Source organism: Cupriavidus sp. IDO (assembly GCF_000812465.1).
GTDB lineage: Bacteria > Pseudomonadota > Gammaproteobacteria > Burkholderiales > Burkholderiaceae > Cupriavidus.
This window is the reverse complement of the sequence record NZ_JWMA01000115.1, coordinates 1-15,671: the sequence shown is the minus strand read 5'-3', so window position 1 is coordinate 15,671 and position 15,671 is coordinate 1. Positions and strand designations below refer to the sequence as shown.

6 protein-coding genes and 1 pseudogene are annotated in these 15,671 nt (G+C 60.9%); 5 read left to right on the top strand and 2 right to left on the bottom strand.

Going from position 1 to position 15,671, the window contains the following annotated elements; translation table 11 throughout:
* Positions 1-27 precede the first annotated feature (27 nt).
* Positions 28-1,422, bottom strand: coding sequence for a thiamine pyrophosphate-binding protein (locus tag RM96_RS27105; protein ID WP_238587430.1), 1,395 nt, complete (start codon positions 1,420-1,422; stop codon positions 28-30).
* An 853-nt stretch (positions 1,423-2,275) separates the two neighbouring features.
* Between RM96_RS27105 and RM96_RS27100 the strand changes: the two genes are divergently transcribed.
* Genes RM96_RS27100 through RM96_RS27085 form a run of 4 tightly spaced genes read left to right on the top strand, consistent with a single transcriptional unit; the run spans position 2,276 to position 7,259 of the window.
* Complete coding sequence (locus RM96_RS27100) at positions 2,276-2,575, top strand: YtcA family lipoprotein (RefSeq protein WP_238587429.1); 300 nt, start codon at positions 2,276-2,278, stop codon at positions 2,573-2,575.
* 22 nt (positions 2,576-2,597) lie between these two features.
* The gene (mdtN, locus tag RM96_RS27095) at positions 2,598-3,653 is read left to right on the top strand and encodes a multidrug transporter subunit MdtN (RefSeq protein ID WP_039014830.1); all 1,056 of its coding nucleotides are present in this window, start codon (positions 2,598-2,600) and stop codon (positions 3,651-3,653) included.
* 22 nt (positions 3,654-3,675) lie between these two features.
* Positions 3,676-5,781, top strand: coding sequence for an FUSC family protein (locus RM96_RS27090; protein ID WP_052279772.1), 2,106 nt, complete (start codon positions 3,676-3,678; stop codon positions 5,779-5,781).
* Positions 5,778-7,259, top strand: coding sequence for an MdtP family multidrug efflux transporter outer membrane subunit (locus RM96_RS27085; protein WP_238587428.1), 1,482 nt, complete (start codon positions 5,778-5,780; stop codon positions 7,257-7,259). Before RM96_RS27090 ends, RM96_RS27085 begins: the two co-directional genes overlap by 4 nt.
* 25 nt (positions 7,260-7,284) lie before the next feature.
* Here the strand turns inward: RM96_RS27085 and RM96_RS27080 are convergent, their stop codons facing one another.
* Positions 7,285-14,397 carry a PAS domain S-box protein gene (locus RM96_RS27080; protein ID WP_039014829.1) on the bottom strand — a complete coding sequence of 2,371 codons (7,113 nt, stop codon included), beginning with the start codon at positions 14,395-14,397 and terminating at the stop codon, positions 7,285-7,287.
* Between the two features lie 437 nt (positions 14,398-14,834).
* Here RM96_RS27080 and RM96_RS27075 point away from each other — a divergent pair.
* Positions 14,835-15,264, top strand: a pseudogene (locus RM96_RS27075) (4Fe-4S dicluster domain-containing protein); the annotation flags it as partial.
* Positions 15,265-15,671 lie beyond the last annotated feature (407 nt).

Below are 15,671 nucleotides of genomic sequence, written 5' to 3'. Positions count from 1 at the left end.
GCGAACTGACGTATCGGAAGCTATGGTCTATATCGCGATGGGCGGCCTGCTGCTACGCAGAATCGCCCATCCTTGAATTTTCAAACGGGCTCTAAGCAGTTCGCCGAAAAGCATGGAAAGGCCACCATCTCCGCACATGGCTATCACCTGTCGGTTGGGATCTGCCTTTTGTAGTCCTAATGCACTCGGGAGGGCGGTCGCCATGGTTCCATGCAGAAGGCTACCGAAGATCTGGCGTTTGCCGTTGGCCTCGAGCAAGCGAAGCGCCCACACCACCGGCGTGCCATCGTCCGCGCAAAAGAGCGCATTGTCGGCGGCGCACTGGTTGATCACCGACGTCAGATACGAGCCGGGGATGGTGTCGTTGTGTCCCGGTGCGAGTTGGCTTCTTGCCGATGCCATCGCCTCGGCGTAACGCTTGACGTATTTCTCCTGGAACGAAGCGTCGTCCTTGCGCTCCAGGTGTGGCAGCAACGCCTGCAGCGTGGGTTGAATGTCGCCGACTGCACCCAGCGTGACATGATGTCGCCGCCCCAAATGCGTAGGGTCGATATCGATCTGAACAATCCTGGCCTGGTCGGGATAGAACTGACGCCACGCAAAATCCGCGCCCAGCAATAACAGCGTGTCGCATTCGAGCAGGGCGTTGTAGCCGGCTTCGTTCCCCAGGATGCCCGTCATGCCGATGTTGTAGGGATTGTCCGGCTCGAGGAAGCACTTTCCGCGAGAGGTGTGGGCGACAGGTGCTTTGAGCCGGTCAGCCACCGCCACGATGTCGTCGAGTGCCCCCTCGCAGCCAGACCCCGCATAGATTGCGATCCGCTTTCCTGCGTTGAGGGTCAACGCGATCTCTTCGATCTCGGCGTCGCTCGGCCGAATGGTCGGGCAACTATGATGAACGCGATAAGGGAAGTCTTCTTTCACTTCGCCGTGGGACACGTCGACCGGCACGATCAGCACTGCGACGCCTCGGCCGGCCAATGCGGCCTGGCAAGCCATCACCGTTTTCTTCCTGGCCTGTTCGGGTGTCAGGATCATTTCGCAGAATACCGAGCATTCTTTGAAGATCGACTTGAAGTCCACCTCCTGGATGAACTCAAAACCCATCTCACTCATCGCCACCTGGCTCGCGATCAGGACGACAGGAGCCCGATTGCGATTGGCTTCATACAATCCGTTGATGAAATGCAAGCTGCCCGGACCGCAACTCCCTGCACACGCCGTCAGGTTATTCGTGTACAGCGCCTCCGCGCCCGCGGCAAAGGCACCCGCTTCCTCGTGGCGAACGCTGACCCATTCAATGGAGCTGCGCTCCAGGTTCTCAGCAAAAAGATTGAGCGTGTCGCCCACTATGCCGTAGCAGCGCTGTACGCCGGTTTGTTCGAGAACTTCGACAATGATTTCCGCTACTTTCTTGCTCATGTACGTCTCCGAAACGTGAAGTGATAGAAAGCGAAAAGGCCCTGGAAATGGTTACGCGCGGTTTTGGTCGGCTCCCTGAAGCCGCTACCTGCACCACGCCTGCCGGCAGGCGACCGTGCACGAGCCCGCGTCCGGCATGATCGAACGTGAGCGCCGCGCATTTCAGGGTGCGATGACGACGTTGTCTGACTGTCTGCATGTATCGGCTCGTTGCGCGCGCGCGTGCCGCCGATGCAGAAGGACCATGGTGTGGGGACAGGCCGGAGCATTGGGCGCTCACCAAGCTGGGGTTCGCTTCCTCGTCCTGCCTTGTCTGGATGATAGTGAGCAGGGGGAAGGACCGCTATTACATAAAGCTGGAGTCCGCCCCGTGTATGCCGGTGACTCAGGCGAGAAGGTGGCCCGTGTGTCTCAGTGGCTATTCGTTCTCAGTGCAGCAAGTAACGGTACGGAGAGCCAGCGACGGCGGAGAGACATCGGCTGAGCGTGATTCAGTAATTCGAGAAGATACGCCGGCTGGCGATGCCGGTTGATGGGCTGAGCAGGTAGCCGGGCACCATAAACATGTAATAGGCGGTACGGGCAACGGCCCATTACGATGATTGCAAGTATCGGGAGCGTGATGCGGTCGAAGGGATTCACCTGTCCGCGTACCCGCCATCACGTCCTGCGGTGAGGCTCAGGCCCGCGATCAGGACGGCGATCCGAAGGTGTGTGATGCGAAACGTCCGGTCGAATGATAGTCGTCGGATTCTCGCTTCCATATCGAAATTCTCAGCCCCCACCGCGTTGACCTCTGCTCAGCCGTTGGGGGACGCTTGTCACGCAATCTGGAAATAATGGTGACGTGGTCATGGATTTTAGCGAGAAAGAAGGGCGTCGATGCGGCGGCATGGCTGGCCGGCCAAAGTTGGCGAGGGTAGCGTGGACCCTTGGCCTGCTGCATGGTTGTAGCCGGTCCCCGTCAACAAGCGTGCTTGGGGCGTACTACCCCGACTGGCTGTTCTGCATCGTCGGAGCCGTTCTGGCTGCGGTTCTGATTCGACTACTGTTGCTGCGCGCCGGGCTCAACGACTGGCTCTCCCCCCCAGCCATTGCTTACCCAGCCCTGTTGGCGCTGCTGGCGTTCGCGGGTTGGCTGTTGTTTTTCTGACGTCTATCGAGAGCAGAAGCCCATGGAAGACAGCACGGACAGCCGAAGGAAGAAGTTGTTGACCCTCCTTCTTCTGGTGACGGCTATTGGATTAGGGATCATTGTTGTCTGGCGCGTGGATACAGAGCCTCGGACCGACGATGCATTCGTGTATGCAGACACGGTCAATGTGGTTCCCGAGGTATCGGGTCGGATCGTGAACCTCGCCGTTCAGGACAACCAGCGTGTAAGGAAAGGCGATCTCCTGTTCGAACTGGACCGGCGCCCCTTCCAGGATACGTTGGACAAGGCCCGCGCTTCCCTGGTCCAACTGGACCAGCAGATCATGCTGTCGCAGCGTTCGGTCAACGCACAGGCATTGAATGCGTCTGCGGCTCGGGCCAGCGTCGATCGCGCCCGTTCTGCCGCGACGCAGGCGGCAGACACTCTGCGTCGGATGGAGCCGCTTGTCGGGAAGGGGTATGTCTCGGCCGATGATCTGGACAAGGCGCGAACATCGGCGCGAAGCACCGCAGCGGAGCTCACGGCGGCGGAGCTGAAGGCGCGTGAGGCGACGGCTGCGGTCAGCGGTGTGGACGCGTTGCAGGCGCAGCGCTCGGTCGTGCAGGCGGAGATTGCATCTGCCGAGCTGAACCTTGAATTCGCCACGGTGAGGGCACCATTCGACGGTGTTGTGGTCTCGCTTCGAACCACACACGGTCAATTTGCGTCGGCATCTTCGCCCGTGTTCACGCTCATCGACACGACACGATGGTATGTCATAGCGAATCTGCGCGAGACGGAGCTGGGGAATATCGGGCCAGGCACTCGGGCCACGGTGTACCTCATGAGCAAGACAGCGGTGCATTTCGAGGGAGAAGTGGACTCGGTTGGATACGGCGTGGCCCCCGACGATGGCGGGACCCTGGCGCAAGGGTTGCCGAAAGTCCAACGCAGCCTGAACTGGGTGCACGTGTCACAACGGTTTCCGGTAAAGATCAGGATCAAGAACCCGAATCCGGATCTCTTTCGAGTGGGAACTTCCGCGGTGGCGACATTCCACCCGACTGAGCGGAATGACCGGCGAGTTGCGCAGTGAGAATACCCAGGCGTGCTGAGACATGAATCGCTTTCTGCAATTTCTGCGTGACGAGCTTAACCCGTTCCCCGGCCGGATGAACGTCACACTACGCTGTGTAGCCAGCGCCGCAGTTGTGATCGTCATTTCCATGACGCTGCAGGTGCCGTTTCTCGCGCTGTCGATTCTTGTGACGTTCTTTGCAACACAGTCGAATGTCGTCCTCACCAGGATAACGGGAATCCTGTTTCTTGCCGGGGCCACGATTGCGTTGAGCATCTCGATTCTCCTGCTCAAGTTCACCTTCGACTATCCGCTGCTGCGAATCGTACTAGCCAGCCTGATATTCTTCTGCTGTGTCTACGGAATGCGGGTTTTCCAGCTTGGCATTGTTTTCTTCATTGGCGCCATCGTAATCATCTATGTCCAGTCGTTTGTCGACGTAACGCCGAATGCGGAAGCGCTTGTCAGGGCGGTCCTTTGGGTATGGGTATCGGTTTGCTACCCGATTGCCATCACGCTCGTCATCAATACATTACTTCTGCCGGCTGAACCTCGGCAGCAATTGCGCCAGATGCTGGTATCGAAGCTCATGGTAGTGCAGGTGAGGTTGGATGCATTGCTTGGCGGCGCATCCACGCCCGGATCCATTACCGCACTGGACGTAGAGGGCACAACGACCGCTCTCCAGAAGCTGCTGAGATTTACAGCGATGCGCGGCAGGCGCGATGACATTGCCGAGGCGCGCGATCTTGCGACTGTCACAGCGGTTTCGAACCTCTATGTCGCCGCGTCAAACCTGCGGCAGACTTTGTTCTTCTCAGAGATTTTCAGGGATAGGGTCCGGTCCTTGCACAAGGCCTGCGGAGCCTTGGCCGGCGCGATCGTTAGAGACGAACCCTTTTCCATTGCAGAAGAGCGAAGAAGCTCCGCCGTTGGCTCGATATCTTCCGCTGGATTTCCCTGGGCCTTGGTGGCGATGGATCGCGCTTTACTGGAACTCGACGCCTTCACGGCGGCACAGGGCGACGCCATGCACAAGCCGCCGAGACAGCCCTTACTCGCACCGGACGCCTTTAATAACCCGGTGTACGCAGAGTTTGCACTCAAGACGTTGCTGGCAGTGCTGGTGTGCTACCTCTTCTACAACTCCGCCGACTGGCAAGGTGCCCATACCGTGATGCTGACGTGTCTGATTGTGGCCCAGCCCAGTCTCGGTGCGTCAAGCCGACGGTCATTGCTGCGTTTTTGGGGAGCCGCTATTGGCAGTTTTCTGGCGCTGTTCGAGATCGTATTCATTCTCCCAGCAATTGACGGCATTGCGGCGCTGGTCGTGAACGTTCTACCGGTATTGTTTATCGGAGCATGGGTGGCTGCTGGCTCGGAGCGCATCAGCTACGCGGGCGCGCAGATGCTGTTCACATTCTCGCTGGCGTTTCTGGAGCAATTCGCGCCCACGTTTGAGCTGACAGAGATTCGGGACCGCATGGTTGGCATTTTCCTTGGCATAGTAGTCGCCACCTTTGTGCAGATGAGCCTCTGGCCAGAAGGTGAGGCAGCGTTGCTCAGGCGCCGGCTCTCGGCCAGTCTCGTTTCAACGGCCAGGCTGCTGCAAAGTCTCGGGCATCCGACAGTCGCCGAAGATAGCCCGGGTATTGGAAAGCAGCGAATGGCGGCATGGGCTGCGCTCGATGACTGCGAGGGTATGTTATTGCGGGTCGCGCTTGAGCCAACCTGGCGCGAAGGCGAAGAAGAACGCGTCGCGTTGCGCGCAAATTCCGTGCTTGTTGCCGCGCGAGAGCTGCTGCTTGCCGCGGACGCGCTGCGAAGCGCCTTTGATGTCGCCAGCGGCAGGATGCCTACGCTTCTCAGCGATGCCGCACGCGACTTCGCATCGAACGCCGGCTCGGCAATCATGGCGTATGCAACGGGGCTGAAAGAATCGACGCCCGGCGCAAGGCCCCCCAGGCTGGCGGGCCCCAAGGCATACCTGGTCGGAAACGGACTGGAAGAGGGCGCTGAGGGCAGCGTCGCGGAGTTGAGTGCCGAGGTCAATCGCGTACTGCAAGCGGTCTCTGGCTTACCAGAGTGGGTTGGGGAGGCCGGCTCTCGCGCGCCGGGTCTTCCAGCCAGCGTGCGAGCACAATGATGGATTCCATGTCGCCGGCCCTGCGAGGCAGTCTCTCTCGTCATTTGCGTTGCCTTGCCATGGCAAGCGTTACGGTATTGGCCGGCTGCGCGTTGATTCATCACGACAGCGCTCCGGTTCAACAGGTAGATGCAACGCAGGTCGAGCTCCCCCAGCAACTGGACGTGACCGCAGGCGACTGGCCGTCCGAAAAATGGTGGTTGCAATATGATGACCTGCAACTGACTGCCTTCATCGATCGCGCACTATCGGCCTCCCCGACGATGGCGTTAGCACATCAGCGTGTGGCACAGGCTCAGGCGCGGGCGGAACTGGTGGCGGCGGCATCCGGACCGCAGGTCAGCGCCATCGGGTCTGTCGATCGTGAGCGCGTGTCATCCCACGGTTTCCTGAGCGCCTATTCGGGATTTGAACCGGCTATCGGAGCGAACGGCCCCTGGTATACGACAGGGCTCATCGGATTAGGGGGCGCGTGGGACCTGGACATCTGGGGGCGGCATCGAGCGGAGATTGCTGCGGCCATCGGCGCTGAGAACGCACAGAAAGCAGAGGCGGCACAGGTTGCGCTCGAACTGTCGACGGGTGTGGCGAGACTCTACTATTCCGTGCAAACCGCGCTCTCTGCCATCGATCTGCTGAAGCGAGAGCGTGATGCCATCGCCGTCGAGGTCGATGCCCACCGTTCGAAGATTGCGCGCGGGCTTGAACCCGAGACTACCGCCAAACAAGCGGAGGCCAAGCTACTCTCTGTCGAACAGAAGATCTCGCAGTCATCTGATGAGGTGACAAACGGACTAGAGGCAATGCGTGCCTTGATTGGCGCGGATTCACGCGAACCCGTGGACATTGCGCCTAAAACGCTGCCGGTTGTGGCAACGGGCGTACCGTCAAAGCTCGGCTTCCAGCTCCTTGCGCGCCGCCCCGATCTGCAGGCGCTCCATTGGTATGTCGTCTCATCCTTGAAACAGGTAGCGGCGGCAAAAGCGGCGTTTTATCCGACCTTTGACATCAAGGCCTTCTTCGGTTTCAACGCCCTCGACCTTTCCCAACTCTTTCTGCATGCAAGCCAGCAGATCAACATTGCACCGGGCCTTTATCTTCCGGTGTTCGATAGCGGTCGCCTCAACGCCAATCTGAGCGGAGAGAGAGCGGCGAGTAATGCCGTCATTCTGCAATATAACCAGGCCGTATTGAATGCGGTTCGCGATGTGGCGCAAACAGGAAGCGCACTCAAGGACCTGGATGAGCGCACCATCATGCAACAGAGGAAACTTCAGGCGGTGCAGTTCACGCTGGACAGCGCATCAGCGCAATACGCACGGGGGCTGGCCAACAGGCTGCAAGTGGAGCAGGCACGCGAGACCGAGATACAGGAGCAGTTGGCGATGCTTCAACTGACCGCCCAAAGTCTGCAGCAATCCATTGTGCTGACAAGAACACTGGGCGGCGGCTACCAGGCGGAAGGCGATCTGCGTTGAGGTAGCAGGAGTCGAAGGCATGGCTTCATGCTGCATCCGAAGGATCAGTCGGAAGGCAGAAGCTGAAGGTCACGCCCCGAACCTCATTGCGCACGACCCAGATACGGCCGGCGTGTGCTTCGACGATCGACCGACAGACTGCCAGCCCCATGCCCATGCCTGTTTCCTTGGTGGTGACAAATGGCTCAAATATCGTCTCCAGATTCTCCGACCCTATGCCTTCATCCTGAACGTCGACCACCACGTTGTCCCCATCGCGCCGGGAGCGGATCCATAGCGACTTCGGTAGTTCCACCGTTGCTGACACTGCGTCAATGGCGTTGCGCACAAGGTTGACGATCACCTGCTGAATCTGCACCGAATCGGCTCTGATCATCGGCACGTCTTGGGCTAGCTGAGTCTCCAGCGAGATCACATTCGCGTGAATGTCGTCAGCCATCAGAGTGCAGACCTCAAGTATCAGCTTATTGATGTCAAGATCGGCTTTTGCAGGAGCTGTGTGCTTGAACAGCGCGCGAATGCGGCTTATCACGTCCGCAGTGGCGATGCCATCACGGACGACGGCTTCGACGCTGAGTCGGGCTTTGTCGATGTCGGGCGGCTTTGCAGCGAGCCAGCGTCGGCACGCTTGCCCGTTGGCCACAACGGCCTGTAGCGGCTGATTGATTTCGTGGGCGATGGACGCGGACAGCTCGGCCACGGTCGCTGTCCGTGACGCCTGCGCGAGCCTTTCCCGTGCCTGTCGCAAAGCGTCCTCCGCTCGCGTGCGCTCGATGAATTGCCCGACCTGGTACCCCACGGCGGTCATCATCTGCAAGAACTCGGGGCAGGCGGCGCAAACCTCGCGGCTGAAGAGTTCGATCACGCCCACTACGCTGCTCTTGAGCATGATCGGGAAGGCGAAGGCCGCGTGGAGCCCTTCCTTCGCGGCAGATTCTGTCCGCGGGAGCTCCCAGTTGAGAGCCATGTCGGGGATGCATACGGGTGCGCCGCTCGACCATACCCGCTCGGAGAGCCCCATGTCGAAGCCACTTGTCCCCGACACTAACTCGGAACCGGACCGCGCGAAGGTGGACGAGGGCCATGATTGCACGTGCACCAGCACGCCCGCTTCCGAGTCGACGCGCCAGATTGCGCCACAGTCCCACTCAAGGGCTTCACACATTTCGCGCAGAATGCGCGGTGCCGCCTCCTCGATCGAACCCGTTTCCGACAGCGTCTGCGTGACGCTGAATTCCGCGAGTAGCCGCTGCTCGCGGCGCCTGCGATCGGTGATGTCGCTGGCGAGGGTAATGGCGAAAATGCGCCCGCGGCGGTTGAACGCCCGTGCACGCACTTCGACGGGAAAGAGACTGCCGTCTTTTCGCCGGCGGCGGGCGTAGAATGTCACACTTCCGAGCTCCTGCAACTGTTGCATGGTCTGCTGGAGCTTTTCTGGCGAGGCGTCTACGTTAAACTGACTGGTGTCCATTCCGATAAGCTCTTCGCGTGTGTAACCTAGCTCTTCACAGGCCTGACGGTTCACGTCGACCACGATGCCCTCCTGGTCGTACAGGAACATCGCATCCGTCGCGTGGTCGACCAGGGTTCGGAAGCGTTCTTCGCTTGTGCGCAGCGCGTCCTCGCTCATGAGCAGGTTGCGGTGCGCGAGCGCACTCGTCAACGCATCTTCCAGGCGTCTGGCTATCTCCTCGAACAGCCGCCGCTCCACGGTGGTCCAGGAGCGCGGGCGCGAGCACTGGTGCAATCCGAACAGGTACGGCCGGTCGCCCTTGGGGCGAACCGCGATCGCGATCATCGAAAGGATGTTGAACCGGTCGCGAATCTCCGGCGGGATGCCCGGATCTGCCACCGCTCCTGGGGCGTGCAGCATGTCACGCAGGAATTCGGCTCCGCGGGGGTCCACCGGCAGCTCCTGGTCGAGCGCGAAGGCGCCCGGATAGTCAGGATGGGTGTGCTCCATCACCGCGCGACACGCCGGCGCATCGGGATCACAGGGATACAGCAGCCAGGCCCGATCGCAACCGAAGATCGCCAGCGCCTCCTCGAGCACGCCGCGCGTCATGCCCTCGACGTCGTTCGTTCGCTGCATGGCGCGGTTGATGCGGTCCATGCACTCGAGGAACCATAGGTATTCCTCGCGCTCCGCCTCTGCACGCTTCTGCTCCGTGACGTCTATGACGGTGCCGATGTATTCGACCAGGTCGCCGGAAGCTGCCAGCACGGGATGTGCCAGGGTGCGGACGTAGCGCATCTTGCCGTCTGGCAGGAGCAGGCGGTGCCCGACTTCGAACTCCACACCGTCGCGCACATATCGGTCCAGGTTTGCCAGGAATCCGGGCCGGTCCTCGGGATGGATGCGTTCCAGGGTGGACTCGACTGATGGGACCGCCTGCGCCGGGTCGTACCCGAAAATGCGATAGCACTCCTCCGAAAAGTACAGAATTGCTTTCGAGGCGGGGCACCATGCCCAGCTTCCGGTGTGGCTGACTTTCTGTGCCTCCGCCAGGTACTGGCGGCTGCGCCGCAGTTCTTCCTCCGCTTGCTTACGCTCGGCCATGTCGACGACAAAGGCCACGCCACGCCTGCGGTCGTCGTCGAAAGCGGCCGCCCCGACGAGCACGGGAACGCGGTGACCATCCTTATGGAGATATTCCTTTTCGAAGGGTTGCGCGCTGCCGCTCAGCTCGAGCTGCGGAATGACCTGTTGGAGTTCATGGGCAAGTGATTCGGGGGGTGTCAGGTCGGTCCACCGCAGCCGCCCCGACACGAGATCCTCGCGCTTGTACCCGACCATGCGCAGAAATGCGTCATTGGCCTCGATAATCCGGCCTTGCCGGTCCCAGATCAGGATCCCGACAATGTTAGCGTCGACCAGTCGGCGGACCTCCGCTTCCCGGTTCTGAAGCTCGCGGTACAGGCTGCTGTTCTCGAGCGAAATCGCCGCTTGGGAAGCAAGCACCTTCAGGACAGCAATCCTGCCGGGCGTAAAAACGCCTGGTGCAAGCCCGTTTTCCAGGTACAGCAGCGCAACCAGCGCACCTTGCTTCATCAACGGCAGGCAAAGGACCGATCGAACGCCCTGAGCAGCGATGTACTGATCGTTCGAATGCGGACTCCGGACTGAAGCACCGTCGAGAATCACGCACTCCTGGGTACGCGCGGCGTAACGTACCACCGACTCTGGAAGCGCGTCCGCGAAAACCGGCGTCTCTCGCAGGCTGACCGTCACGGCGCTGCCGCAAGTCTTCGCTTCAGCCTGGATCAGGAGTTCGTTGTCCCGAGGGAGAATCAGCAGCCCACGTTCCGCGCCGGCGTGCTCGATGGCCGTACGCAACAGCGTTTCGATGAGCTTTTCCGGGACGATCTCGCCCGACACTGCCTGCGACACTTTGATCACAGTGGCGAGGTCAAGATCTTCAACCGGCGAGTCGATCGTGCCCACGGAGCCCGGGGCACGATCTTCCTGCCCTTCTTGCCTTAGCCCCGGATAGAGCTGATCGAGTTGTCGCACCTTCCCATGGGCTCCCCACCGCAGATAGGCACGCCGTGCGTTTCCCAGGTAGAGATGCGCAATCTCCTCAAGGCCGCGCGCGGCGTAGCAGCGGGCAGCCAGTTCGTAGGACAGCGCCTCGTTTTGAACGAAGCCGTTCGATCGCGCGGAGCGAATGGCTCGCTCGTACAGATCCATTGCCTCGGGCAGTCGCCCCTCGATGCGCGCAATCTCCGCGCCGACCAGCACCGCACGATCCTCGAAGTTCTGAGGGCAGTTTCCCGCCCATGCGCGGAGTTGTCGGTGATGTGCCGACAGCGCGTCTCGATGCTTCGCATACGGTTCGGGACCTATGGGCTCGCAGCAGGCTGCCTGGGAGAGAGCGGCATAGAAATGGTATTCCACCCTCTCCAACAGCATGACCGAAAGCGACGCCGACGTCGAAAAGCATCTTTCCGCCTTTTCCGCGGCATCGATCGCCGATGCGTGGTCGCCGGCGAGGAAGCCCGCCTGCAGCTTTCGGATCCAGTAGAAACATTCAGGCAAGGCCAGGGCCGGGTGACCGGTGAGGCGCGCCTCGAACGAGCGCTCCGTGAACGGGCCAACCTCGAGCGAGCCGAATTTGGCGGTTTCGCCACGGAGCGTGCGCGCGAGCGCGAGCGGGGCGGAGATCATGTCGGCCGCGAATCCAAAACGCACCGTGCGCGCAAACTCCAATCCTTGCGCGGCTTCACGCTCAACCTGATCGAGGGGAACACCCGAAGCGAGAAGATTGGAACTGATATTGCGGCAGGCGTATGCTGCAAATGTCGGGTCGCCTTGCTCGTTCGCCATCTGAAAGGCACGTCGAGCCGGGTCGACACACTCCCGGAGCGGTCGTGTCCAAGGCACGACGAGCGCGAAGACCGAATAGGTCTTTCCTCCCAAGCGCCTCAGTCCGCGGCGTTCGGTCAGATCGCAGGCCATCGTTCCGAGTCGATAACCAGCGTCGTAATGGCCGAAGCGGCTGCCGGCGATCAGCCCGACCGAGACGTAGTGCGCAGGTGCTGCGTCGCTGTTGCCATGCTCTAGGCTGAGATTGACCGCTCTGCAAACGGTGAGCGCGTACAAATTCTCGTCGGTGTATAACGTCGGTGCGCCAAGCGTGGTGAGCACGTCGAGCGTAGCCAGAGACTCCGGATCCTTCATCAGCGGCAGGTCGATGAGATCCTCGATCGGCCGCCTTCCCACCAGGTACCAGATCCGATCATACTCGCGACGCGCTTCCAGTTGGGTGGGATGAGCTGCCCAGTCGATGCCCACATGCCGGAGGTATTCCAAACCGACCGCGACCGCGCGGTCGCTAGTCCCGAGCATCGTGTAAAGATCCACGCGCCGGCTCGCGACGGCCGCACGTTGGACCGTATCCGCAGCGCGCGTTGCAAGCGTCGCGAGACGGTGCTCCACTGACGGCAGCGCGCCTGTCCAGAGTTCGCAGTCGGCCTCATGCAGTTCCAGGGCGAAGGCAAGCTCTTGCCGGCGATCCCAGGTATCCTTCCCTATCAGCGCCGCGCCGGCGCTGAGATACGTCAGCGCAGAGACGTAGGCAGACGAGGCCTTCGCGCGCTTGCCGGCGATCAGGTTCAGCTCGGCGAGCCTTTCGCGCTCGTCCTGTGACGTGATGAGGTGCGCGCCGCGGTTAAGCTGGTTGACGACCTCGAAGATCATCTCCGGCAGCCTTTCCGGCGGCAAGCAGGCAGCGAGCAACCCGCCTATCCTGAGATGGATCTGTGCGCGCGCGTCTTCCGGGATCAGGGAGTACGCCGCCTCCTGAACCCGGTCGTGGACGAAGCTGCAAGAGTCCTCCGTGCAGGAAATGAGACCTGCTCGAATGGCTTCCCAGAGCCATTGCTGGAATTCGCCTCTCGGCCGCTGGGATACCGTCTCCAGCAGGGTGAGTTCCGCGTTGTTACCCATGCATGCAAGTGTTTGCAGCACTTGCTGTGTTCCGACGGGCAGGCGATTCAGCTTGCCGACCATGAGGTCCACCACATTGTCGGTATAACCCTTCGTATGGATGCGATCGAGGTCCCAGGACCAGCGCGCCGCTTCGTGATCGAAGAAAAGCATTCCCTCTTCGTCGAGCGAAGCAACAAACTGAATGGCGAAAAATGGATTGCCGCCGGTCTTGTCCAGCACCAGTTGCGCGAGCGGCGTGGCACGCTCTGGCTCGCAGCGAAGCGCGTCCGCGATCAACTGTTCAAGATGCTCCTGGGCAAGCGGCGCCAGCTTGATCTCCGCCAACGCTCCGCCTGCGGTCTTGATGGCATCGAGCTTGCACGTCAGCGGATGCGCGGCGTTGACTTCGTTGTCACGATAAGCGCCGATCAGCATCAGGTTCGGCGGACGGGACCGCGTCAACAGGTCCTCCAGCAGGTCGAGCGTCGCCGCGTCGATCCATTGCATGTCATCGAGGAAGAGCGCCAGCGGATGTTCTGGCCGGGCGAAAACGCCGATAAACCGACTGAGCACGAACTGAATTCGGCGTTGCGCGTCTTGTGCAGGCAACTCCGGGACTGGCGGCGGCGCTCCGATGATGAGCTCCACTTCGGGAACGAGATCGACGAAAAGTCTCGCGTTCGATCCTAAGGCCTCGCGAAGCGCGTCACGCCAGCGCCCCAGCTCCGCCTCACTTTTGCCAAGCAGCGGCCGTAACAGACTCCGAAAGGCTTGCGCCAGCGTCGAATAGGGAATGTCTCGTTTGTACTGGTCGAACTTGCCGGCCGCAAATAGCGCACGCGACGGCATCAGCACCTGGTGCAGCTCGTCGACGATGGCGGACTTGCCGATGCCGGAGTATCCCGAGACCAGCACCAGCTCAGGCGCCCCGGTTTCGACGATGTGCTCGAAGGCGGCGAACAAGGTCTCGACCTCGCGCGATCGCCCATACAGTTTCTCCGGAATCACCAACTGGTCTGGCATGTCATGCTCGCCGAGCGGGAATTGGCCGATGCGTCGCTCGGCTTCCCATTGCGCAAGGCAGCGTCGTAAGTCCGCTTCAACGCCTGCCGCGGTCTGGTAGCGCTCCTCCGGGGTCTTGGCAAGCAGCTTCATTACGATCGCGGAAAGGACTGGTGCCAAGTGGACCGCGCGTTCGTTCGGTGGCACCGCCTCTCTCGCGATATGGCAGTGCACCCATTCCATCGGATTGACGGCGGTGTATGGCAGGCTTCCCGTGAGCATCTGGTAGAGCGTCACGCCGAACGCGTAGAGATCGCTGCGGGAGTCGACTGAACGATTCATCCGCCCGGTCTGCTCGGGCGCCATATAAGCGAGCGTGCCAGCGATAAACTCGGGCGGCTCGGATCGTTGACGCTCTCGCGCAAGCCGCGAGGCGAGGCCGAAACCCGTGAGCCGAACTTCACCACGGTCGGGATTCACCAGGATGTTGGCCGGCTTGATGTCCTTGTGCACGAATCCACCCTGGTGGACTTCGCCCAGTGCCGACGCGATGCCAATAGCGAGGCGCAGGAAGGCCCCCGAGTCCATCGGCGCATCGAGGAGACTCTCGAGGGGCTTGCAGCCATCATCTTCGGGAGCAAGGGCTATTCGGTCGCGCTCGTGGAGCCACGGGACGTGAACCGCATCGAGTTCAATCGGGTTCATGGAATCTTGGTCGATCCTAGTGCTTGCCCTCTTGAGGGGCCTGCCTGCGACACCTGCAAGATTGAGGCCCTTCCTGTGCCCCACGAAAGCGCTGAAAGGTCGCGGCCAGGCTGAGGCTGGCTGGGGATGATCGAGCACCTGCTATCGACGCGTTACTGCTGTCGAAACAAGGCTCAGAGAATACGATATGAGCCATCCAAAGTACACTCATGTCGGTTGGCGCAACCGGGCTTTCTACCACTGACACCCAATCTCCCTGGATTGCGTGTCGATTGTGATGCCAGTTTGGTAGCGATTACTGTGACGGCCCATTCTGCTTGCGGCATCTTGCTCCAGCAAGAATCATTTTTCGTGCGATGGTGATGCCAAGATTGGACCGCACAACGATGGTGCGGCGCGCGCGCAATTGGTGCCTTCATGCCTTGCGCCGGCCTCACATCGCGTACGGCGCGCGCGCCATGACGGCGGGCGGCCTGATGTCACTGCCGAAGGCTCGTGTTCCCGGGTGGCGCGCCCGTCGGCGATGATGCGGGCTTTCTCAACGCCTTGCGCATCAAGGGCTCGCATGCGGCCATCAAGAGCGGGACGCTCGCGGCACAAGCCGCATTCGTGCAGGCCGGACGACAAGGCGACGAGCTCGCGGCCTACCCGGATTCGTTCAGGCGATCGTGGCTCCATAAGGAGCTCACCTTCGACTGGCTCTCGTCCGTGTTCCTCTCGAACACGAACCATACGGAAAACCAGCCCGCGCACCTAACGCTGAAGGACCCGAGCGTGCCTGTCGACGTCAACCTGAGCACCTATGCGGGCCCGGAAGGCCGCTATTGCACCGCGGCCGTCTACGAGTTCGTCAGAAGGGGGAGGGGGCCAAATTACCCAAAGCTTCAGCGCGCAGGCCTGGCGGCGCGCGCGAATTCGGCATGCTCCGACATCTCGGGCTCATGCGTTGGCAGATACTTCCAACGCCTCAATCCTTGACTTGAGGCACCCCGGGGCAAATGAGCAGCCGGTCGAAGATTGCCACCGGTTTGTGCCCTTCGGACCGCACATGATGACTCCGGGATACATCCTGACTTTCGCCTTGCGCCTGCGCCGTCCTTCACCTATTAATTGATCATCCACCTGGATTCCGACTGGATGTTTCCTGGATGGTCTGTGGATGATTTAACCGACTGTCAACGCTTAATGACGCAATGGCCCCCCACAAAGCCGACGCCGCACAACTGACAAACAAACCGAAGGCAGGTGATACCGAAAAAATCACCATCAACCTC

Bases quoted from the DNA above. Each gene is read 5' to 3' on its own strand.
- RM96_RS27105 (WP_238587430.1), bottom strand. From the start codon at position 1,422: ATGAGCAAGAAAGTAGCGGAAATCATTGTCGAAGTTCTCGAACAAACC.
- RM96_RS27100 (WP_238587429.1), top strand. From the start codon at position 2,276: ATGGATTTTAGCGAGAAAGAAGGGCGTCGATGCGGCGGCATGGCTGGC.
- mdtN (WP_039014830.1), top strand. From the start codon at position 2,598: ATGGAAGACAGCACGGACAGCCGAAGGAAGAAGTTGTTGACCCTCCTT.
- RM96_RS27090 (WP_052279772.1), top strand. From the start codon at position 3,676: ATGAATCGCTTTCTGCAATTTCTGCGTGACGAGCTTAACCCGTTCCCC.
- RM96_RS27085 (WP_238587428.1), top strand. From the start codon at position 5,778: ATGATGGATTCCATGTCGCCGGCCCTGCGAGGCAGTCTCTCTCGTCAT.
- RM96_RS27080 (WP_039014829.1), bottom strand. From the start codon at position 14,397: ATGAACCCGATTGAACTCGATGCGGTTCACGTCCCGTGGCTCCACGAG.